The 21,213-nt window shown below is 39.7% G+C and carries 18 protein-coding genes and 1 tRNA gene; 8 read left to right on the top strand and 11 right to left on the bottom strand.

Annotation, left to right across the window (positions count from 1 at the left end):
- Genes AACV00_RS05255 through AACV00_RS05230 form a run of 6 tightly spaced genes read right to left on the bottom strand, consistent with a single transcriptional unit; the run spans position 1 to position 8,816 of the window.
- The gene (locus tag AACV00_RS05255) at positions 1-1,212 is read right to left on the bottom strand and encodes an MFS transporter (protein ID WP_004252461.1); all 1,212 of its coding nucleotides are present in this window, start codon (positions 1,210-1,212) and stop codon (positions 1-3) included.
- Position 1,213: 1 nt separating this feature from the next.
- Positions 1,214-2,371, bottom strand: coding sequence for an NAD/NADP-dependent octopine/nopaline dehydrogenase family protein (locus AACV00_RS05250; protein ID WP_036919859.1), 1,158 nt, complete (start codon positions 2,369-2,371; stop codon positions 1,214-1,216).
- Positions 2,368-3,384 (bottom strand): PLP-dependent cysteine synthase family protein, encoded by a 1,017-nt coding sequence (locus tag AACV00_RS05245; RefSeq protein WP_004244961.1) that lies wholly within the window; start codon positions 3,382-3,384, stop codon positions 2,368-2,370. Before AACV00_RS05245 ends, AACV00_RS05250 begins: the two co-directional genes overlap by 4 nt.
- Positions 3,385-3,395: 11 nt before the next feature.
- Positions 3,396-4,799 carry a Y4yA family PLP-dependent enzyme gene (locus AACV00_RS05240; protein WP_036919857.1) on the bottom strand — a complete coding sequence of 468 codons (1,404 nt, stop codon included), beginning with the start codon at positions 4,797-4,799 and terminating at the stop codon, positions 3,396-3,398.
- An 11-nt stretch (positions 4,800-4,810) separates the two neighbouring features.
- The gene (locus tag AACV00_RS05235; protein ID WP_036919855.1) at positions 4,811-6,922 is read right to left on the bottom strand and encodes a TonB-dependent receptor; all 2,112 of its coding nucleotides are present in this window, start codon (positions 6,920-6,922) and stop codon (positions 4,811-4,813) included.
- Positions 6,923-6,932: 10 nt separating this feature from the next.
- Entirely contained in the window at positions 6,933-8,816 is a 1,884-nt protein-coding gene (locus AACV00_RS05230) for an IucA/IucC family protein (RefSeq protein ID WP_036919854.1), read from the bottom strand.
- Positions 8,817-9,028: 212 nt separating this feature from the next.
- On the opposite strand from AACV00_RS05230, the gene AACV00_RS05225 reads away from it, so the two are divergent.
- On the top strand, positions 9,029-9,865 hold the full coding sequence (locus AACV00_RS05225) for an HpcH/HpaI aldolase/citrate lyase family protein (protein ID WP_036919852.1): 837 nt from the start codon (positions 9,029-9,031) through the stop codon (positions 9,863-9,865).
- A 70-nt stretch (positions 9,866-9,935) separates the two neighbouring features.
- Here the strand turns inward: AACV00_RS05225 and AACV00_RS05220 are convergent, their stop codons facing one another.
- Together AACV00_RS05220 and AACV00_RS05215 are read right to left on the bottom strand one after the other, a co-directional pair.
- Entirely contained in the window at positions 9,936-10,730 is a 795-nt protein-coding gene (locus tag AACV00_RS05220; protein ID WP_036919849.1) for an ABC transporter ATP-binding protein, read from the bottom strand.
- Entirely contained in the window at positions 10,730-11,710 is a 981-nt protein-coding gene (locus tag AACV00_RS05215) for a FecCD family ABC transporter permease (protein WP_223232014.1), read from the bottom strand. The genes AACV00_RS05220 and AACV00_RS05215 overlap by 1 nt, the downstream gene beginning before the upstream one ends.
- Positions 11,711-12,413: 703 nt before the next feature.
- Between AACV00_RS05215 and AACV00_RS05210 the strand changes: the two genes are divergently transcribed.
- The 5 genes from AACV00_RS05210 (at position 12,414) to AACV00_RS05190 (ending at position 18,026) form a co-directional block, all read left to right on the top strand.
- On the top strand, positions 12,414-12,716 hold the full coding sequence (locus AACV00_RS05210; RefSeq protein ID WP_036919846.1) for a helix-turn-helix domain-containing protein: 303 nt from the start codon (positions 12,414-12,416) through the stop codon (positions 12,714-12,716).
- A gap of 115 nt (positions 12,717-12,831) precedes the next feature.
- The gene (locus tag AACV00_RS05205; RefSeq protein ID WP_161679914.1) at positions 12,832-13,587 is read left to right on the top strand and encodes a hypothetical protein; all 756 of its coding nucleotides are present in this window, start codon (positions 12,832-12,834) and stop codon (positions 13,585-13,587) included.
- A 98-nt stretch (positions 13,588-13,685) separates the two neighbouring features.
- On the top strand, positions 13,686-14,207 hold the full coding sequence (locus tag AACV00_RS05200; protein WP_004247302.1) for a CS1 type fimbrial major subunit: 522 nt from the start codon (positions 13,686-13,688) through the stop codon (positions 14,205-14,207).
- A gap of 151 nt (positions 14,208-14,358) precedes the next feature.
- Positions 14,359-16,770 (top strand): TcfC E-set like domain-containing protein, encoded by a 2,412-nt coding sequence (locus AACV00_RS05195; protein WP_036919843.1) that lies wholly within the window; start codon positions 14,359-14,361, stop codon positions 16,768-16,770.
- Positions 16,770-18,026 (top strand): hypothetical protein, encoded by a 1,257-nt coding sequence (locus AACV00_RS05190; protein WP_161679916.1) that lies wholly within the window; start codon positions 16,770-16,772, stop codon positions 18,024-18,026. Before AACV00_RS05195 ends, AACV00_RS05190 begins: the two co-directional genes overlap by 1 nt.
- Before the next feature lie 122 nt (positions 18,027-18,148).
- Here the strand turns inward: AACV00_RS05190 and AACV00_RS05185 are convergent.
- Together AACV00_RS05185 and dnaQ are read right to left on the bottom strand one after the other, a co-directional pair.
- Positions 18,149-18,225 (bottom strand) — tRNA-Asp (locus tag AACV00_RS05185).
- A 122-nt stretch (positions 18,226-18,347) separates the two neighbouring features.
- On the bottom strand, positions 18,348-19,106 hold the full coding sequence (dnaQ, locus tag AACV00_RS05180; RefSeq protein WP_004247299.1) for a DNA polymerase III subunit epsilon: 759 nt from the start codon (positions 19,104-19,106) through the stop codon (positions 18,348-18,350).
- A 65-nt stretch (positions 19,107-19,171) separates the two neighbouring features.
- Here dnaQ and rnhA point away from each other — a divergent pair, with 65 nt between their 5' ends.
- A complete protein-coding gene (gene rnhA / locus AACV00_RS05175) occupies positions 19,172-19,651 on the top strand; it encodes a ribonuclease HI (RefSeq protein WP_004244975.1) in 480 nt (159 codons plus the stop codon).
- A gap of 24 nt (positions 19,652-19,675) precedes the next feature.
- On the opposite strand, the gene AACV00_RS05170 is transcribed toward rnhA, so the two are convergent.
- Positions 19,676-20,389, bottom strand: a complete 714-nt coding sequence (locus tag AACV00_RS05170; RefSeq protein ID WP_004244976.1) for a class I SAM-dependent methyltransferase — start codon at positions 20,387-20,389, stop codon at positions 19,676-19,678.
- A 37-nt stretch (positions 20,390-20,426) separates the two neighbouring features.
- Between AACV00_RS05170 and gloB the strand changes: the two genes are divergently transcribed.
- Positions 20,427-21,182, top strand: a complete 756-nt coding sequence (gene gloB, locus AACV00_RS05165; RefSeq protein ID WP_004252479.1) for a hydroxyacylglutathione hydrolase — start codon at positions 20,427-20,429, stop codon at positions 21,180-21,182.
- The last annotated feature ends 31 nt before the right edge of the window (positions 21,183-21,213 follow it).

Genomic DNA, 21,213 nt, shown 5'->3' with positions numbered 1-21,213 from the left:
CTATTTTTGGTTAGTGTTTTTTGAAGAGTAACTCATTTTCAGCGTAATAATTAAAGTAATGCAATACATCACCGCCACACACAAAAACAACGTGGTCAACCCAGGCCAAACAAGTATTCCGCCCCCCAGCGCAATACCAACCATAGAGGCAAACTGGCTAATACTTTGCACCAGTCCCAAAATATAACCCTGTTTACTTTCAGCGGTTGAGCGAGATATTAATGCGGTTAATACTGGCGTTGTTGCCCCAAGAAGAATGCCCCACAAAAAATAAAGTCCGATAAACCAGCTTATTTCTCTTACTGCTGCTAGCAGTAAGGTCACAATAAAACATCCCGCAATGATCCCCACCATTCGATAGAGTGCGTGAGATATGTTGTGTGCTTCAAACCATCTTGCCCAGAGGGAGGCTGAGACAATCACACCTGTAGCCTGCAATCCGTAAGCGACCCCTGTTAACCAGTTAGGGGCATTAAATACGCTACTGACATAAAGAGAAAAAGGGGTTTGTGTGATCATGCGGCTCATTAATAACAAACCCAGTACGGTAAGTAAGCCAACAATGACGCTGTGGTTAATTGATGATATCGCTTTTGCTTTATTTGTTGAGGAAGTGACGCAATTGGATGAAGCGTGGCGCGGTAAATCATTCGGTAATATGAAAAAAACCAGTAGTGCACATAACGTACAAATGATAAATGCCCCGAAGTTTATCCAAAAGAAACTCAGTAAATCGAGGATGGCCCCACCAGCAATGGCTCCAGCTAACGATCCTGCATTGGTAGATACTTGTAACCATGCCAAAAGCCGAGTACGTTGTGCTATGGGGATCATGGCAATACCATAAGCTTGAGCAGGTGCAATATACCCCGCACAAGTTCCCTGTAAAAAGCGTAGTAGCAGTATTACCCAGACATCATTGGCAAAAGCGAGCCCCAATTGCGTTAATGCAAGCCCCATCAGTGCACGGATCATCATCACTTTATTGCCAGTTTTATCGCCTATTCGTCCCCAAAAGGTACTGGTTAGCATAACGCCCAACATAGGTGCGATATACACGCCGGTTCCCACGATACTCAGTAGCTCTGTCGACGCCATACTTTCGAGATGAAGCGGCCAAAAAGGGCCACTCATTTCCATGGCTCCCATTGAGAGTAGCTGTACGATAAATAAAAACTGGACAATAAAAATGACACTGCCGGTAACACGCATACTATTTCACCCTTATTATTGGCCAATCCATTGGGAGCTGAGGGTGAGGCAAACTTCCTCCCATATAACCACAACACCAATCATATATTTCTCTTATATAGGGTGTTGGCACTCGAAGACGTTCTCCAAGAGCAACAAGAAGCGCTAGTCCATAGGCAATGTCTTCCTGAAAAACCCGATGTTGTTTGTCAAAAATATAACCATGGGATCGTGCTGTAGAAATAAGAGGTAAAGGAATACCCTGATAGGCCTTATTCGTTCGTAACACACTGAGTAATGTTCGCGGATCAGCAATTGAGTCCGCATATGCGGCTACTATTTCCTGCTGTAATGGTTGCACGGAACTGAGATTAATCCCCAATACAATTTCTGCTTTATTACATAACGCTTGATTCTCCCTATCACAGCGGGCAAGAAAATAGGCACCCAACTCAGGGCAATCGTTCCACCAACATGGAATGCTCTCAAAAGGCCTATTGTGCCACTGTCCCCATGGACCGATAAGGCCATAGATAACAGAGCTGTGCATAATAGGATTTCCTGGCGTTAGGGTAATTTCTAGATAATCGGTCAGTAGCGTAATAGGTGAGTCATAAAGTTGTTTGAGGTAATTGAGAAGAAGATTGGCATATTGCGGTTTTTCTCTTCCATGCACAGCTACATAGAGTTGTGATTTTCCGCCCCCCATTCTGACACTTTTTCCCGGTTGCAGATCAAATGCAATATGGGGAACATCTTTCATTCCCCATATAACAATATTGGGTGCATCGCCTAACGTTTTTTCAGCCAGCCAGTCAAAGCCAGCAAAACCGGGAATGGCGCCCACAAAGATGTTTTTATGTTTCGGCAGTATTGGCGCCATACGTTGAAGTAAACTTTCACGTACATGACTTGGTGTCGTAATAATGATGATATCTGCCTTAGAGCACGCCTCATCAATGGCTTCTGTCATCCTAACCGAACGGGTTTTAATAACTTGACCATCAGGCATCACCGCCTGAAGTTGATGATCATTTTCTTTATATGCTGTCACAGTTTCTGAGCGACTGCTGTAAAGAGTGACGTCAATCGCAGGATTTAAGCTAAATAAAATTGCCGCAAGATGCCCTGTACGACCGGCTCCACATAGTGTTACTCTCAATTTCTCATTTGGGATCATCTGCTATCCCCCAAACAAGTTGGCAAAGAAAACCAATTATCAAGTTGTTCCCAGACTGACTCCGATATTAGATTTCGCTCTTTAAGCCATGTGTCATTAAAAATCGTCTGCAGATATTTTTCACCACCATCGGCCATAGCAAGTGCAACATTTCCGCAAATTGTACTGTTATTAATCAACTCCAGCGCTTTATATACCACTCCTCCTGTAGAGCCACCAACCAGTAAACCAAAACGACGAGCAAGGTAACGAGCCGTTTCAAAAGCACACACATCAGAGACTTGTTCGCCATAATCAATACAACTGTAATCCAACACTAACCCCACTGTATCGCCTTGTGGGGTGCCTGTACCTGATTGATAGTATGGTTTACCGGGTTTTCCGAATACGATGGAGCCTTCCGGCTCTACGGCAATGGTTACAAGTTCTGGATTATGAACCCTTAATCCATGGGCTATCCCTGTCATAGAGCCCCCCGTACCTACACATCCAACCCACGCATCAATTTTGCCTATCTGACTAATAAGTTCACGTACCAGATCTGCATATCCTCCCGCATTGGCTGCATTATCTGATTGATTCATAAAGATAGCGCCGGGAATTTCATTGGCGATTTCAGCCGCCATACGTTGGCGTTCCACAACAGCAACTTCATTTTCACCATAGTCGCCTTTAACGTAGCGGATCTCAGCACCCAAAGCGCGCATGATAGCAATTTTATCTTGGGCAGCATGGTGATCGACCACCGCGATAAATCGAAGCCCAAATTCGATAGCAGCGATTGCCAACCCAATGCCAGTATTTCCTGATGACGACTCCACAATTGTACTACCAGGCTTGATCTTTCCAGATTTCAGTGCCGCAACAACCATATTTCTCGCCATGCGATCTTTCATACTGCCTCCGGGATTATTTTTCTCCACTTTGATATAAAGACGCGTATCCGATTGCAGCAGCGGTAATTGAATGATAGGAGTATTACCAATTAAATCAGTTACTTTGCTAAAAACCATATTAAAAGTCCTTAATTATCAATGGTAAATATAGGTTTTTGATGTGAGTTTATGACCGCAGTTAATCTTGTGGGCAACGGATGCCGATGAAATTGATTTTCCAGTAAATCCATTTGGTAACCTGCGGTATTAGCAAATATCAGTAAATCACCTGGCTTTGGTAGGTGTGCAAAAGCGATCAAACGATTGGTGATAACATCGTCGTCCAAACAGCTATGGCCTGCAATCCAAGCATTTCCAGCAGAAGAAAGTGGCTGATGGTTATTTTGATAAATATGGAGAGGATCACTTAAGAATTCAGAATTAAACCACGTTTCACATGCGCTAAAACTAGTTCCTTCGACAAAAATAACATGTCCGACATGATCATATGGACGAACTCGACAGACACGAAATACACTGATCGCACTTTGATTAACCAAGCTCCTTCCGGGTTCAAGGCAAAGTGTTAATCCTTCCTCAATTAATGCATCACAAACTCTTTTACCTGTGGGATCGACTCCGGTTAGAAACTCAGTGAGCCAGCCTTGGGCATTTATCTCTCCACCATATGGATAGAAAGAATCAGGAATTCGTCGAGTACGATAGTCTTTATGTGTTTGCGTAGAGAGCCATTTCTTATAACAATGACTGTCTACATACTGAACAGGTAACCCTCCCCCAATATCGATAATATAAGGGGAGTAACCCAAAGCACGTGCGTAGCTAATCAAGGGTAAGGTATCAAAAAAAGCCTTGATCCTAGATACCGAAGAGTAACCACTAAGATGGAAATGGAATCCATCAACCTTTACTTGGTCACTATAATTAAGTTTCTCAAACGCTGTCATGATCTCAGCGGATGACATACCAAAACGACTGATATGATTAGACTCAGGACGAAAACGCAACAGTATACTTATACGTCCTGATGGACTTATCCACCTTGTAGCAAGGTGAATAAGCTCGTCCATCTCCTCAAGTGAATCAATAACAATCCGTGCCCCTTGCACTATTAACGCCTGTAAAAATGCCGTTGTTTTGGCAGGGCCTGTAGCACACAACTCTGTACCTTTACATCCCGCACGAATAGCATCGTTGAGTTCATATAGGCTAGATACATCCGCCCCAGTTCCCGCAGCAACAGCGGCTTGTAATAATGACTGTGATTTATTGACTTTAACCCCATAATACAAATTGGTTTGTATACCAAATGTTTTGGCGACTTCGACCATGGCATTCACGTTCTGCTCCACAGTATGAGGCCAGACAATATTAAGGGGTGAACCATATATCTGTGTTAAATGAACAAGGGTATCAGGGGATGTCTCCAACCAACGGATAATAACCGGATCGATATAAGGGGGTAATATTTGGGTTATAGCGATCTGCCAAGATTCATTTGCTCGGTAATAAGTATTTAACAACGAAGACATATGGAACCCTCTTAGAAGTCAACACTTACCGAGGCAAGGAAAGTACGTGGTGCTCCCTGTGCAATAGTGGTATATGACGCGACACCAGACCAGTAATGGTGATTAAATAGATTCTGTACATCAAAACGGAAAGTGGTAGGCGCACCATACACACGTGTTTTATAGGAGGCTCCCATATCTACCGTTGTCCAAGAATTGATAGACTGTGTATTTTCCTGATTGACATATTGCTTTGCGCTATAATTGACATAACTGTTTAATGACAATCCATGCAAAATAGGAAGATCATATTCCACCCCTACATTTGCTTGTAGAGGAGAAACACCAACGGGTTTGTTACCACGGATATCAGATGTAGGCGATTTGATAAGTTCGGCATCAATAAGAGAAAGATTGCCTGAGATTTGTAAATTATCCAGAACCTGCGCAGAAAGGTTAACTTCAACGCCACGATTTCGCTGCTCACTATTAGCATTAAATATATTATCAGTGCTATCGATAGCACCACTAGGCTTGGTTATCTGGAAAAGAGCCAAACTGCTTTGTATTCCCGCGTTATCATACTTAACCCCAACTTCGTACTGTCGCGAGCGGTAAGGACGCATCACTTGGCCGGCATTTTTTGCAAAACTCGGCGCTATATCGCCTTTGCTTAACCCTTCAATATAGTTGGCATAGAGCGAAACAGACTCTAAAGGATGGTAAACCAGCCCCAACATTGGCGTCACCGCTGATTCATCATAAGTGGCCGAACGCTGTCCATTAGCCATAAAGTTATCGGCTTGCACTCTTTGCAAACGTATCCCGGGGATAATATCCACACTGCCATTCAATATGGTCATGATGTCCGAAACGGCAAAGCTAGTTAATTGACTAGAAGATACTTTGGGAACGCTTGCTGGAGACGATGGTAGGGTAACATCGACTTCTGATGGTGAATAAATATTAGAAATCACCTTTTGTTTTCCTACATTACCCGCAACAGCAAGACGGTCATGATAATAGCTGGCCTGTAATGTCATCTGATGATCAATAGCGCTCGTTGAAAAGTAACTTCTGACACCGGTTTCAAAAATATAACGATGTACATTAAAGCGATAATTAGTGATTGCCGATTCAACATCTCCATTGTCGTTAATAATCTTTGGGGTTTGCTCAGAGATACGTGAAACGATTGAACGACCACCACCGGCATTCATGAAGAGTGTTAGATTATCGTTAAGCTCGTATGAACTGTGCAGTAATACGCCCTGATCGCGGGTGTTCCACCACATCCCTTTTTGGGCAATATTCCGTCGACCATTAGGGGCCTTAGGAACATCGATACCCGCTAAGACAATAAAAGGACGATTAGGTGATTTGACATATTGATATTGATCGAATAAATCAACTGAAACGGTGAATCCATCTTTTCCATAGTCAAGAGCGAGTGCACCTAATGCCGTTTTTTTATGAGTATTATCAAGCGCCAGATCTCCACCACTACCACCACCATTAAATCGGACGCCCCACATTTCACCGTCTGGGGTTACCCACAATTTACCTACATCTATATAGGCACCAAGTTGATTATCAGATCCCCAAGTGGTGGTAATCTGTTTAGTTCCCTGACGAGTAGGTCTTTTCGTCACAGCGTTAACAACACCGCCAACACCGCCATTGGGGGAGATACCATAAAGCCCCGCACCAGGCCCTTTTAGTAATTCTATTCGCTCTAAATATTGAGGTAATAACTGATAATTTGGCGCTACACCATAAACACCATTGAGGGCAACTTCACCAATATTACCTTCCCCAATAGGGAATCCTCGGATCATAAAGGAATCAAGAATACCACCTGACGGAGATGTCACTTGAACGGATGGATCATCTTTTATTACATCGCCAAGAGTTTTAGCCTGTCGTTGCTCAATATATTTCGAGGTATATCCTTTAATACTAAATGGAATATCTTGGATATCTTTATTTCCCAATAAACCTATGTTGGCTTGTTGTGATAACCTACCTTTAGTTTGGGGGTTAACGCGCTCTGCGTTAACAATAATTCTCTCTTCCGCGCTGACGAAATCAGGAATTAAACTTGCTGCAATAGTCAATGCTAAAAAATGTTTGTTTGTGATCATTATTATTCTCTCAGATCTTAGAGTTATTTACTTGTTCACCAGCTAACGGATTGTTAAGCCCATGCTGAAGACGGTAATCAGTATATTGCTGTAAATGCATGCTCATTAATGAGCGGGTATACCAAGGGTGGTGGAGAAAATGTTCACGCTCTTTGTGCCAAAAATCCGCCTCTACTCTGGGTTGAAGTGCTTTAAACACAAGTTCAAGCTCTTCGCCGATCACAGTCCATATGCGGGTATCAGGGATGTCATAAAGTTGAGTTAAACAAAGCGCAATTTCATGTAAATGGCTGACAAGACAAGCATCTACAACGAAGGTTCTGACAGGTTCAATATCATCTTCAAACACCGTGGGTAAAATGCCGGGCCAGATATAAGGTTGAAGCTCATAACCTTGCTGGCGCAGTGCTGGAGCCCAACTGCGTCCATCACCAAAATCACGAATAAGCATGGTGACCGCACGACCGGAATCATCAAACAAAACTTGCGTATTTTGTTGGTGTGCCTCAAGGGCAATGCCATAAATTAAATACATCGCTAAAACGGGTTTTAGTATGACTTTGGTATAATTACGAAACCATGTTTCAGGTAAGTCGCCTGATAATGCGATCAGCTCGCTGATAAGGGGTTGGGGTTTATGTGGGAGTTCAGTAAATAATGATGCAACTGTGATAGCGATTAAATTATCGTTTCTTTCCCATGCTTGCGTATCACGAAATACGACTGAGAGAAACTTACCTTCAGCGTCATCCATACGCACGTTATGACGGAAATGCCACGCCACTTCTTCTCGGAAAAAGTCCAGCTTGCCATCAAAATCCTTATCCACCCGCAAAATATCCTCAATAATCGTACTAATACGTGGCCCCATATGAATAGATTTGGCTTGAAGGCTGCGCATTTCGCTAGTCATCCAGATAGCAACAGGTAATTTGATAAAGGGTGATCTAGATGCGGTAGGAAGCATGGTTCTAAACGACATGGATACCGCGGTCTCAAGTTGAGGGCCTAATGGTAGAAGAATGCCTTCATCTATTTCTTTTGAGAAATGCGCAATGATCCAGTGTTCAAGATGCCAAGGATGCAGAGGAATAGGTAACCATTTTTGTGGGTTTTGGTGTTGACTTGTAAGCCACTCACACCATTTATTCCAAACGGTTGGAAAAGCCGATGAAAACCATTGATGGATATCCTGAATATGGGGCATCTTCTCACAATAAACCATATCGGTTTGTATGGCTGCGATACGCAGATTAACTCGTGCACCAAATTCAGCTGATAGTGCGACAATATCATCATCGCTTAAACCGGGTCTAGACTTCCAAGTTGGGTAATAAGAATGACCTTCAAGAGCGCCCCACTGATCGAGAAAAGTTGCACCATCACGCCGACTGTAATGACGAGTTATCCATTCAATAAAACAAGATGTTCCCTCTTGTGCCATCTCATTAGAAATCATATCCCGCCACTTTGACCGATGTGCTCTAGCTAATCGATCATTATGGATACTGTTTGCTACATCTTTATTGAATTTTGTTATTCCCTCCGTTGTAGGGGTGAAACTAAGCTCGTTTTTCAGTATCCCCATAAGTTCTTCATGGGATTGCACCATTCGGTGGTGACCATCCATTGATTTAAGGATAATATCACCGCGATTAATAACGGTATTTGCAGGAAAAACGGTCGTTTGATTAAATTGAAGGATATGTATCCCATCAGAAAGCGGGTACTTAACGTTATTTTCATCATTGAAAACTTGCAGTTTATTATCATCCAATAATTTTTCTGCAAAAAGACAGCGAATGATACGAGCAAGGGCATTACGTGTTGAAAAATCTGTTTGTATAGCAGTTTGTTGCCCTGCAATACTCTTTTTCTCTACCGTCTCCATCATTTTTCTCCCAAAGAAATAAGGCTTAAACAATTAATTTAAATTTATCTATCTTGGGGGGTTACTTAACCTTTTTTTACTTTTTCGAGCGTCTTGAAAAAGGTTGATGAGTAAGCTACCATCAGAAAATGATGATGTAATAATAATCAATCTCATTCTCATAATTATTCGTTTTTATGGAAGATACATTATATTTATTACTAAGGTAGGTAAATATGAACGAAGAGATTAGCTATCTGTTTGTCCCTGCTAATAAAGAAGTTATGATTTCCAAAGCGTTAACTTATGGTGCAAATGCGATCATTCTTGATCTTGAAGATGCGGTTCATCCTGATGAAAAACCGCTCGGACGTGACAACATTCAAAATTGGCTAACGACAATAAATAACACCATCATTAACACCAGTATATATATCAGAATAAATCATCCTAAAGAGAAAGAATTTAAAAACGATGTTGATCTATTAAATTCATTAAATGAAACGCTAATGACAGGAGTAATGATCCCAAAACTGGAAGATGCGGAAATACTTTCCTATATAAAATCAAAACTTCATCTGGCTATATCAAAGCGACCATTTATAGGCATTATAGAAACAGCGCGTGGAGTGCACCATTGTGAAGAGATTGCCAATAGTGGTGTAACGAGATTAGCATTCGGCTCATTAGATTACTCACTAGATATTGATTGCCAACAAACAGCAGAAGCGTTGCTATACGCAAGAAGCCGAATCGTTATCGCTTCACGCATTGCCAACCTTATCTCCCCTATTGACTGTGTCACCCCTGAATTTTGCACACCTAATACATTATTAATGGATGCCAACCATGCTCGCGCTCTTGGATTTGGCGCTAAACTCTGTATTCATCCGGATCAAATAGATACTGTTAATAAGGCATTTAAACTTACTGAGGAAAAAATTAAATGGGCGCAAGAAGTGGTTAAGCAATCAACAGCCAGTTATGCTTTTCAGATTAATGGGGAGATGATTGATTTACCTTTAATAAAACAAGCCACGCGTATTATCAATGGTAAATATAAACCTAATTGAATCTATCAAAGACCACCCAAATAAGTATAGTCATCATATCAAATACAATTATTTGAGTGGTTTAAAAATGCTATATATCATTTATCCTCCCATCAATTAATACCTGTGGATGGCCTCTAGAGCATCGTTCAATACGGGCGCTAACGCGATAAACATCAGCGAGTATTTCTGGTGTGATCACCTCAGTTGGTAAACCATTGGCAACTAGCTCCCCATTTTTAAGCATTAATACATACTCTCCATGGCGTAATGCAATATTAATATCGTGAACAACAACCACAGTAATCATATTACGTTTCTTGGTTTCTCTCGCGATTAATTCCATCACATGAAACTGATAATTAAGATCGAGTGCGCTGAGTGGTTCATCTAGCAATAATAAACTTGGTCGTCGAATTAGTGATTGAGCAAGCCCCACCAATTGTTTTTGCCCACCGGATAACTCATCAAGATATCGCATAGCTAAATGTGAAATTCCCAGTTGTTCTAATAGATCTATAACTTCATCATTCGCTGAATGAGAACGATGTTCACCTAAAGCTCGTCTTGCAACCAGAATTGACTCCAAGACACTCAAATGAACACCCGCAGGTAGAGTTTGTGGCAAATAAACCACCTGCTCTGCTCGTTTAGAAAAAGAGAGGGAGAGTAATTCATCATCACCAAGAAAAAGCTTTCCTTGTGCGCTATTAAGCCCAGCAAGCGCCCTTAACAACGTCGATTTACCACTGCCATTAGGCCCTAAAAGAACAGTAATTTTCCCTCGTGGAAGCAGTGAGACCGTTAATTCTTTAATGATTTCTCGCTTCGAATATCCCGTAGAAAGCTTTTCAATACGCAACCCAACATTCAATCCCGTGTTCATTATATTCTCCCGCGATGACGCAAAATGATACTAACAAAGAAAGGGATACCCACAAGAGAAGTCACAATTCCCACCGGAATAATCACACCAGACAAAAGGTTTTTGGAGACTAAAGAAGCTATCGATAATACCAATGCGCCAATAAGAGCACTTGCGGGCAAATAAAAACGATGATCTTCGCCAAAAGTCATCCGAGCAATATGGGGTGCGACTAATCCAATAAAACCTATTGGGCCAACAAATGCCACCGCCAAGGCAGAAATGATGCTAATACGAAGTAATGTTGTTAGGCGTAAGCGTCTGACGTTGATCCCAAAGCTCATCGCACGATCTTCCCCTAGACGAAGTGCCGTCAGTTTCCAAGCATTCATCAATGACAAGGGGAAGATTATCACTAATACAACCAATAAAATGTATAACTTATCCCACGATGCCCGATTAAGGCTACCCATTGTCCAGAACACTAATCCCTGAAGCGTATCTTCGTTAGCGATAAATTGCATAATGGAAACGGCAGCATTAAAAGTAAACACTAACGCTATGCCAAAGAGAATAATTCCAGAGGTAGAAACTCGCATCCAACGTGAGATAAAGTCCAGTAACAACGTTGCCAGTAATGCGAAAATAAACGCATTAACTGAAATAAACCACTGAGCAGGAACCCCCGGAATACCAATTCCTAAAACAATCGCTAAAGCAGCACCAAAAGCAGCGGCAGAAGAGACGCCAAGCGTAAAGGGACTTGCCAGCGGGTTATTGAGTATAGTTTGCATTTCAGCACCCGCTAACCCGAGTGACATTCCAACGACAACCGCCATAAGGGAGTAAGGTAGCCTGATATCCCACACAATAACCCGAGTGCCAGCATCGGCAGTTTCTGGCGATATTAGTGTATTCCACAGTTCAGTCAGCGATAATCCTGAAGGCCCTAAAGTAAAATCAAGGATCAAAACGCTACATAACACGCCCCCTAATATCATTAAGTAAAAGAAACGACGAAGTATCTGTCGCTGATATTCCTTCACTACCCTTGCTTTTGTTGTTTTACTTGAGTGTTGTTTAGACGCTCTATTTTCGCTCATTGAATGTTAGCCTGTTAGTTACCCCACGCTAGGTATAAGCGATATTATAGCAAGCTAATGCTAATTAAAACTATAACGATAATAGTTACTATTATCAATAGCAAGATGTAATAGGTAAAATAAAGCTACCAGTTGATATGAATTGCTCTTATTTAATAGCAAATAAAACTTAAACATTTCAACAGATACTTTATTCATCACTAAAGCTCAATTACCCATGATGATCCTATAGCTAATGACTAGCCCAAAAAACAACTAAAATGAGTAATGTGTCACATACCATTGCATCATATGAATTAATATTTCAATTATAATATAATAACTAGAGTTATAATTTCTTTGCGTATCTTTATATGCTATAAAAAACTATTTTAAAATCATAAAGTAAAATATTAAAAGGCAAAAAAATATTGATATAAACGATCGATAAAACACACAATGATAGTTAAAAGCTATCAAAAAAGACAAAACAGATCGTTTTAAACTATTTCCACTGCTGGCTAATTTACCCTACCCTTTCCTTCCAACAACCCAGATGCTTACCCTAATAATTTAGGTATACCCTTTATTTTATTTCAAAAAAAACAGGTGAAAGGTGTTAATGAAATATAATACAGTAAACATAAATGTTCGTGTTGGTTCATTTATTCGAAGACATAGGACACTACTAGGTATCTCAGGGAAAAGCCTAGGAAAAAAATTAAATCTTTCCCAACAACATATTTCTCGATTAGAACGAGGACAAACAAATTTTACAATCGAAATTATTTTATATTTATTAAATGAATTGGATAAGACAATATTTGATTTAGTTACTGAGGTATTTTATGAAGATCCCGGTGAAATTTTAACTGAATACCAGCGTCAACAACAATTCAATACTGAATTAACACTAATAAACTAGACTGCATTTAACATCAATCTATTTTACTGGAATTAATTTAAGTCTTAATATGATTTAAATTTACTATTTATATTATTTTGAATTATTATTTAATTACATAAAGATTGGATTATATATGCTTAAACGTCTTAACTTTATTTTAATTTATTCTGTATTATCATTAATAAGTATAACAACATCAGTCTATGCTTCACCTTCTATTGGCATTGGTAGTATGTATGATGTTTTTACACCAGAAACCCAAAGCCTCACCAAGCGCGTATATAACACAGGAACATCTACTGCGTTTGTTCGTGTTGAGATATTGGAAATTGATGCTGATCCAAAAATGAATCAGCGTGAATCAGCACAAAAAGAAATTAAAGAAGGTTCATTAACGCAAGAACGGCTGATTGTCTCCCCATTGAGATTAATTATTCCACCATCAAGTTTTCAGTCAGTCCGCATACTATGGCCAGGGGATAGAGAAAAAGAACGTTATTTTAGAATTCGTTTTACTCCCGTTCTTCCTGAAGAAAATGATGGTTTTGGAATGAGCAAAGATGAAATAACACAATACAAAAAAAACGCATTGGATGTGGGAGTTAATGTGTTAACTGGCTACGGCAGTGTGGTTGTGATGCAAGCTAAAAATCCCTTATTTAATACCGTTATTGATGACACAAATAAACAAATTTCAATAAAAAATAAAGGAAACGCCACCATTATATTGGATAATATCCGTTATTTTGAAAATATAAAGTCACACTGTGAGAATAAAGCGCGAGAAATTATCTTACCAGGAAGAGAATTTGTTCTACAAAAAAAAATAAATAATAAAATTGACTTTGTATTAATCGAAGGTGATAAATCTAACACGTTTAATTATTAATATTAATCTAAACAACTAATTTAAACTTCAGTAATCGCAAATAAATAGAGTTTATTTGTTTTATTTTTTATCAATCATAATATATGAGGTATTTCTAAATGTTAAAAAGATCATTATCCATTATATTTCTATCTTGTGGCGCCTTAGGTTCAATGGTAGCTCACGCAGCAGATGAACAACGCTATGCTATCGATTTAACGGCAACTATTCCTACAGAATCTTTTCAGGTTATCCCTGTTGAGAGTGGTTGGATAAACCAAACACAAGAAATGGCTTTCGATTTAGGCACCCGTAAATTACAAGATTTCACCAAGCAATTTCAATATAAAAACACCTCTGGGGGGATTCAAGCAACTTTAACAAATACTGACTCAAAGGGTACCGCAATCTTATCAAATGGTAATGATACCATTCCATTAGCAGTCATTTTTAACGGCGTAACACTCAGTAAAACGCCTAGCACTGTAGTTAATGCTGATGATGCCAAAACAGGCGGTCGTACCAACCTTCGTATTACACAACAAACTGATACCCCTCTAACAGTAACAGGCTCTTTTACAGGCCAAGTAGCCATGGTTTTTGAGCCTGTAGTTGAGACTCCAGTTGAGCCTGAAAGCTAATAAATTATTCAACTAAGGGGGCTCTTTAGAGCCTTCCTTCTTGTTACCTAGGCTAACCACATTTCGTTCTGATAAGAATATTTTTGTGCTTATTAAGCATCGGAACGCTTTTGTTACATAAGTATACAGTGATTTAGTGAGTATATGTGATATGAAAGTATTATTTGCATTAATGTTAATACCAGAAATCGCCTTAGGATCAAGTGTATTCCTGGCAAATAATACAATAAAAATACCGAGTGAATTTAAGCAATATTTTTATAACTCAGAAATTGTTTCTCAAGTGTATCTTAATGATTCTCCCCTTTTTGAAGCTGTCTTTTCACTTCATGAAAATGGACAAATTAATCTCTTGAGAATTTTAGATGAAGAACCTGATATTAAACCGCAAGTTAAAAATGAATGGGCTGAGATTTTACAAAAAGGCATCTCATTAGGTGCTTGTGATACTTCCTGCCCCGCAGGACTCGTCTCTGCTGAATATCGACTAGATAATTCTTCATTAAAATTATTTACTTCGCACTATGAAACTGAACAAGTGAAAAGTGATTATATCTATTTGCCTAGCGCTTTGCCAAATGGTGTCATTATGCACAATAATTTGTCAGCCGTTTCAGTGCATTCAGCAAAGACCTGGAATTTTAGTTCATCCGTAATTTCATCTCTTTTCGGCTGGACGCAAAATATATCACTACAGTCCTATGGCTCTAATCAGGCCAACCAATCACAAGAAACCAATATTTATGCGCTATACACCCAAAAAGAATTAGCCGGTAGCTTTATCCGCTTGGGCATTTTTTCTCCAGATACGGATAAAGGAAATGTCGAAACCAACGGATTTAATACAGGCTCTGTCGCCGGAGTGATGTGGGGAACATCAAATGCATTATTGATAAATAACGAAAGTGTCAGTGCCTCCCCTATTTATATCACGGCCGCCAATCAAGGGATCGCAGAAGTATGGCTAGATAATCGGCTCATCTATTCACAACAACTGCAACCTGGCATGCAAGCCATTGACACACGGCGTTTACCTAGTGGTATTTATAACATAACAATTAATACCCTTGAAAATGGTAAAGTTGTGGATACTCAAACGGCTCAAGTATACAAACCGCTAGGGTGGCAAAACCCTAATCAAAAATGGCGTTTGAATTTATGGGGAGGACAAAAAAAGGATTTAGTTCTTAGTAGTAAGAATACAACTGAAAATGATAGCGCATTTATTGGTGGCGGAGCCATAGATTACTTATTCACCCCCCGTGTCATTTTAGGAAGTAGCCTCTTGATATCGGCTGATAACTATCAACTCAGTGCAAGATCAAATATAACATTATCTTCTGATGATAGTTTTTTTGCTCAATACACCCTGACTAATGAAGATACCCGAAAAAATTCAGGCGTGGATTTACGCTATTACCGAACACTTTCACCGGGGAATTCAATGAATGTATTTTGGCGTCGAACTTCCAATCAAAATTATCGTTTAACAGAGTCGTCTCAACAAGTAGGAAATACTTGGGGAGCTTCACTATTCACCCAATTACCTTGGTCTAGCTCACTGACATTGAATGGACAATATATGAAAACCCCATCAAGAGAAGGAGTTGAGATTGATACCGCATTGACAACAAAAGCGATTTTGGCTAATCGAGATGTTAATTTTCGGTTAAGTGCGTATGACCGCCCCGGGTTTAATCAAAAAAATCGGGAACAGGGTGTGGCACTAGGCGTCAGCCTGTCAGTAATGCCGAGTGCAAAACATACTTTATCAGTAGATGCAGGTATTAACGATAGCAATAGTTATTCTAGCCTAAATTACCAATGGCAACCCCAAGATGAAGGGGCTGTTCGTTGGTTAGGTGCAGGAATATCACAAAGTAGTGAAAATACACTCATTAGCGGTAACGGCGCCTTGGAAAGTCGAACACTTAGTGGTGATGCATATGTCCAGCATTACGTGCAAGACAAAAGCACAACAGCGGGGATCAACATAAGTCAAACACTGGTGTTGGGTGAAGGAAATTTTGCGGTGAGTAGTGGCGAACGCAGTTTAGGGATGGAATCGGCATTTATCGTTGACTTAGAGTCAGATGATCCCGATATGCAAATTGTCGCCTCAGACAGTATCAAAGAAACAAAATTATTTCAGGGACGAAATATCATTCCTACTGATATCTGGAAAAATGAGCCTATTCATTTTTACAGCATGGGTACAAATAACGGCAAAGTTTTTCCTGAGTATGAATCGATAAATATGAACCGGGGTAGTGTGAAATATTTAAAATTAAAAGCCGTCAAAACAACAGTGCTGGTGGCAATGCTACAAGATAACTTTGGTCAAATATTAAAGCATCGTCAGGTTACTAGTGATATCAGCAGTGGGATTATTAATGCAGAAGGCGTTTTGACATTAGATTCAGGTATTAATAACCAAAAATTAACGGTCTTAGGCAATAGTCAATCACCGGCGTTATCGTGTCAATTACCTGATGTCCTATCACCAGGAAAAGACGTACAGTTTTTCCCAGTTATTCATTGTTCACCAATAGGAGATATGTAATGCGCTATTATCATTACATTCTTGGCACTGTTATGCTCGCAATGAGTGCGGTTGTTAATAGTGCAACGATTAATTTAACCGCAAAATTCACCCCCACAATAAATAACAGTAATAGTGATGGTATTTTTACAAATACAACCCCCAGAAGCGGATATTGTTCTCGATGGCCAAAATATTGCGATGCTAATGATGTCAGTGTTTATTTGCCGTTAACAACAACAATTTCATATCCTATTGTTGCTAAAAATAAACCTCGTGAAGGTGCTTACTTTAATTTTCCTAAAACCCCTAGAATACTTACAGTAAGAAATCAGAATACTGGTGAAACATTTGACGTTATATTTAGGGTTACTAGTTATTCTTCACAACTTACAACAAATAGCAGTTCATCTAGTTGGGATGAAGGCAAAGATTTTAGCGCACCTCGGGGAGGGGGCTGTACTTTTTATACTCCTTCATGGGGAGGAGGGTCAGGCTCAGGAAGCTGGATCCAATTTATTTGGAAAACATCAAACAACACTTCCCCCTGTTATAAAATAAGTACCATAAACAGAACCGAACCTCACCGATTTTATGACATGAGCATGGGTTATTCATTAGTGGCTAAAGATAACTTATTAACCGTAGGATCAGGGACCTATAAAGGGAAATTATCATTTACTGTAGGACCAGGAGGCGACTTTGATTTTGGCGATAATTACCAAGCCAGTGACAGCGTTGTTGATATCAATCTTATTCTTTCTGTTAATCATGATTTAATCGTCACTACAACGCCTGAAAGTCGTGCGTTATCATTGCAACCTTGTAGCGCAGGTAAAATTTGTACCGAAGAGCAAGGAAAGCAAAACTGGGAACGTTGGATGATAACGAAAATTACACCTCAGCTTACTGCTCGAAGTGATTTTTTACTGTCTTCAACAGGTGCATTTACGACTTATATACAATGCCAATATGTTCACGGTGAAAATTGTGCCATAAAAAGTGACAATAATGGTCAACTGGTTCCAGTAAAAGCGTATTTGAGCTTACCAAATAATATTATTAATCAGAAAACCAATAGCACGGTTACACGTGCGCTAATGCCAATCCATAAGGATATAGTAAATAATACGTTTTTAACAAAAGATATTGGAAGTAATCGTAAGGGGAATATTGATTTTCTGGTAGCGCAACATGATGTCGATAAAATGCTTTTAACAAGACCTGATACTTACCGTGGAACGGTTACTATTATTTTTGACCCCCAAATATATTAGGATGACCATAAAAATGGTGAGATTATCAATACGAAATATCCAAATCTAAGTAAGTCAATAATGGTATTCCATCATAACCTAAAAAAAAACGCCATGCTAATCAATAGCATGGCGTCATATTCTGGCGGAACGGACGGGACTCGAACCCGCGACCCCCTGCGTGACAGGCAGGTATTCTAACCAACTGAACTACCGCTCCGCGTATCCTTTCGGACGAGATGAATATTACGAATCTCTTACCTTGTCGTCAACTATTTTTCTAACAAAAAGATGCGTTTGGATAGTTTTTAATCTCAACACTCTATTTATATCACTTTACCTTTATGCAGTTTCATCATTCGAAGCAGGAGCTGGACGCCATAAACAGTGGCCTCCTTTTTTCACCACTAAATCTAACCGAGCTTCGTGCGCAACTAACTCTTCTGCAGAGGCTTTTATTACTCTTAATCCACGCACTGGTCGTACAATACGTTGTATATCATCCCCTTTTTGCTCTTCGCTCGGTTCACCTTCCATTGAAAAAGCTAATGCGGTTTGCCCACCGGTCATAGCTAAGTAAACATCAGCGAGGATCTCGGCATCTAATAATGCGCCGTGCAGTGTTCGTTTGGAGTTATCAATTAAATATCTGTCACATAACGCATCTAGATTATTGCGTTTGCCAGGAAATAACTCCCTTGCCATAGCAAGGCTATCGGTTATTTGGCAAAAAGTTTCTGTGAGAGGAATATCACGGTTAAGCTTCTGAAACTCATAATCCATAAAGCCGATATCAAACGAGGCGTTATGGATAATTAATTCTGCACCACGAATATACGCTAAAAACTCATCTGCTATTTCTGCAAATGAAGGACAATCCTCTAAAAATTCGTCACTGATCCCGTGAACTTCAAAAGCTTCAGGATCAACCAATCTTTCTGGTTTTATATAAACATGGAAATTTCGCCCAGTTAAGCGACGATTGATAACCTCAACGGCACCAATTTCAATGATATTATGGCCTTCATAGTGAACGCCCAGTTTGTTCATACCGGTTGTTTCGGTATCTAGTACAATTTGTCGTGTGATTGGAGTGCTCATAATCCGTTTTTATGTCAGACTTAGGGTTAATTTTTCGTATTACTTAAAAAGGATAAGTCGCCTTTATGCACAAGCAGGTAGAAATATTCACCGATGGTTCATGTTTAGGCAACCCAGGTCCTGGTGGTTATGGTGCAATTTTACGCTACCAACAGCATGAAAAAACCCTTAGTGAAGGTTTTTTTATGACCACCAATAACCGCATGGAACTCCTTGCTGCTATCGTAGCATTAGAAGCGTTAAAATTCCCTTGTAAAATTACACTGACTACGGATAGCCAGTATGTCAGACAGGGAATTACCAAGTGGATACATAGTTGGAAAAAACGCCAATGGCGTAAAGCAGATAAAAGCCCTGTGCTGAATGTTGATTTATGGAAGCGTCTTGATAAAGCCATTGAGCGTCATGAAATTGAATGGCATTGGGTTAAAGGTCATGCAGGCCATGACGAAAATGAACGTTGTGATGAACTGGCCAAAGCGGCCGCGCAATCTCCCACAAAAGAAGATACTGGCTATCTAGAAAGTCAACAAGATAAAACCTGAGAGTAATAACGGCAGATAGTGATATTAATCAGGTCGATTACGTGTAGCGCCTAAAACTCTGCCTTTTACACTCATACGCGGTAATGCAAACTTCATCGCGGTGGGTGTTAAAGGAAGCGTTCTTTTACGCGCTAATATTAAATTTAAACATCCCCCGACATGATAGCGCTTACCATCACGTTTTACGGGACGGGAAAATGGCATAATCTGGAAGTTCTGTTGTGTTATCACTTCATAATTAAGCACACTTAGCCAATCAACTTGGCGACGAAGTGAAAACATCCGACAATAATAGGGCTGTTTATGCCGTAAAATAGGCGTACATTTTCCTATACCTAATAGGCTGATAGGATTAAAACTTGATAGGATGATCCAACCGTCATCCACTAATACACGATCGGCTTCTCTTAATAACCAATGAGGATCTGCACTGTAATCTAAAACATGAGCCATAAGACAGACATCAACCGATTTATTTTCAAATGGCAGATAATTGAGAGACGCCATAACATCTGTGTTTGTCGTCGTTGTAGTCACGTTAACTTGATGTGAGACCATACTGGATTTAGTATCGAGTTCAGCACTAAGTTGACCTAATTTAAGCATATGAAAACCGTATATTTTCGGCCACCAATTTTGTAATCGCAATTCAATTGCCATACGGTAATATTCTCCCCAAGGAATATTACGCCAAGAGCTTGGCATACAAATTGGTTTTCCCGAACGCGCTGCTTTCATCGTTTAACCCTTTTATATTTATAAGTAAGGTAACTTTATGGAGCTTATCAGAATTCCCGCTTTATCCGATAACTACATTTGGCTATTAAGTAATGAAAATAGTGAATGTGTGATTGTCGATCCTTCCCAAGCCAAACCGGTTATAGACATCATCTCACAACGTTCATTAACACCTGTCGCTATTTTGTTAACTCATCACCACGAAGATCATGTCGGTGGTGTTGCTGGGTTGGTTAGTAAATATCCTAACATTGAGGTTTTTGGTCCACAAGAAACACAAACTAAAGGCGCTAATAAAATTATTCATGATCAAGAACACATTATTGTTGATTCTTTTTCTTTTTTAGTCATCGGAACACCAGGCCATACATTAGGTCATGTCGCCTACTATAGCGAACCTTATTTATTTTGCGGTGACACGCTATTTTCCGGCGGTTGCGGACGTTTATTTGAAGGTAGTGCACAACAAATGTTTAGCTCATTACAAAAGTTAATGGCATTACCTGATAACACCTTAATTTGTTGTGCCCATGAGTATACATTAGCTAACTTGACCTTTGCGCACCATATTATGCCAAAAAATCCTGATATTACCGATTATTTAAACAAAGTTACTGAAATGCGCCATCATTTGCAACCAACAGTGCCGATAACACTGAAAAATGAAAAGAATATTAATCTTTTTCTAAAATCTGACGATATTGATTTACAAAGAATTTTAGGTATAACTTCTAATACTTATGCTCCAATAAAGACATTTACAAAATTAAGAGAATTAAAAGACAACTTTTAGTTCCTATCGGTTGTTTTATTTGGGAACACTA

The sequence above is a fragment of the Proteus sp. G3927 genome (assembly GCF_963894685.1).
In the GTDB taxonomy this organism is placed as follows: domain Bacteria; phylum Pseudomonadota; class Gammaproteobacteria; order Enterobacterales; family Enterobacteriaceae; genus Proteus; species Proteus mirabilis.
Note: the sequence above shows the minus strand (reverse complement) of the source record. Positions and strands in the feature narration are given on the sequence as shown.

What these genes read in the sequence shown, in the direction of transcription:
- AACV00_RS05235 (WP_036919855.1), bottom strand. Translation starts at nt 6,922, where the DNA reads ATGATCACAAACAAACATTTTTTAGCATTGACTATTGCAGCAAGTTTA.
- AACV00_RS05200 (WP_004247302.1), top strand. Translation starts at nt 13,686, where the DNA reads ATGTTAAAAAGATCATTATCCATTATATTTCTATCTTGTGGCGCCTTA.
- AACV00_RS05220 (WP_036919849.1), bottom strand. Translation starts at nt 10,730, where the DNA reads ATGAACACGGGATTGAATGTTGGGTTGCGTATTGAAAAGCTTTCTACG.
- AACV00_RS05170 (WP_004244976.1), bottom strand. Translation starts at nt 20,389, where the DNA reads ATGAAAGCAGCGCGTTCGGGAAAACCAATTTGTATGCCAAGCTCTTGG.
- gloB (WP_004252479.1), top strand. Translation starts at nt 20,427, where the DNA reads ATGGAGCTTATCAGAATTCCCGCTTTATCCGATAACTACATTTGGCTA.
- AACV00_RS05190 (WP_161679916.1), top strand. Translation starts at nt 16,770, where the DNA reads ATGCGCTATTATCATTACATTCTTGGCACTGTTATGCTCGCAATGAGT.
- AACV00_RS05225 (WP_036919852.1), top strand. Translation starts at nt 9,029, where the DNA reads ATGAACGAAGAGATTAGCTATCTGTTTGTCCCTGCTAATAAAGAAGTT.
- AACV00_RS05215 (WP_223232014.1), bottom strand. Translation starts at nt 11,710, where the DNA reads ATGATATTAGGGGGCGTGTTATGTAGCGTTTTGATCCTTGATTTTACT.
- rnhA (WP_004244975.1), top strand. Translation starts at nt 19,172, where the DNA reads ATGCACAAGCAGGTAGAAATATTCACCGATGGTTCATGTTTAGGCAAC.
- AACV00_RS05255 (WP_004252461.1), bottom strand. Translation starts at nt 1,212, where the DNA reads ATGCGTGTTACCGGCAGTGTCATTTTTATTGTCCAGTTTTTATTTATC.
- AACV00_RS05210 (WP_036919846.1), top strand. Translation starts at nt 12,414, where the DNA reads ATGAAATATAATACAGTAAACATAAATGTTCGTGTTGGTTCATTTATT.
- AACV00_RS05230 (WP_036919854.1), bottom strand. Translation starts at nt 8,816, where the DNA reads ATGATGGAGACGGTAGAGAAAAAGAGTATTGCAGGGCAACAAACTGCT.
- dnaQ (WP_004247299.1), bottom strand. Translation starts at nt 19,106, where the DNA reads ATGAGCACTCCAATCACACGACAAATTGTACTAGATACCGAAACAACC.
- AACV00_RS05195 (WP_036919843.1), top strand. Translation starts at nt 14,359, where the DNA reads ATGAAAGTATTATTTGCATTAATGTTAATACCAGAAATCGCCTTAGGA.
- AACV00_RS05240 (WP_036919857.1), bottom strand. Translation starts at nt 4,799, where the DNA reads ATGTCTTCGTTGTTAAATACTTATTACCGAGCAAATGAATCTTGGCAG.
- AACV00_RS05250 (WP_036919859.1), bottom strand. Translation starts at nt 2,371, where the DNA reads ATGATCCCAAATGAGAAATTGAGAGTAACACTATGTGGAGCCGGTCGT.
- AACV00_RS05245 (WP_004244961.1), bottom strand. Translation starts at nt 3,384, where the DNA reads ATGGTTTTTAGCAAAGTAACTGATTTAATTGGTAATACTCCTATCATT.
- AACV00_RS05205 (WP_161679914.1), top strand. Translation starts at nt 12,832, where the DNA reads ATGCTTAAACGTCTTAACTTTATTTTAATTTATTCTGTATTATCATTA.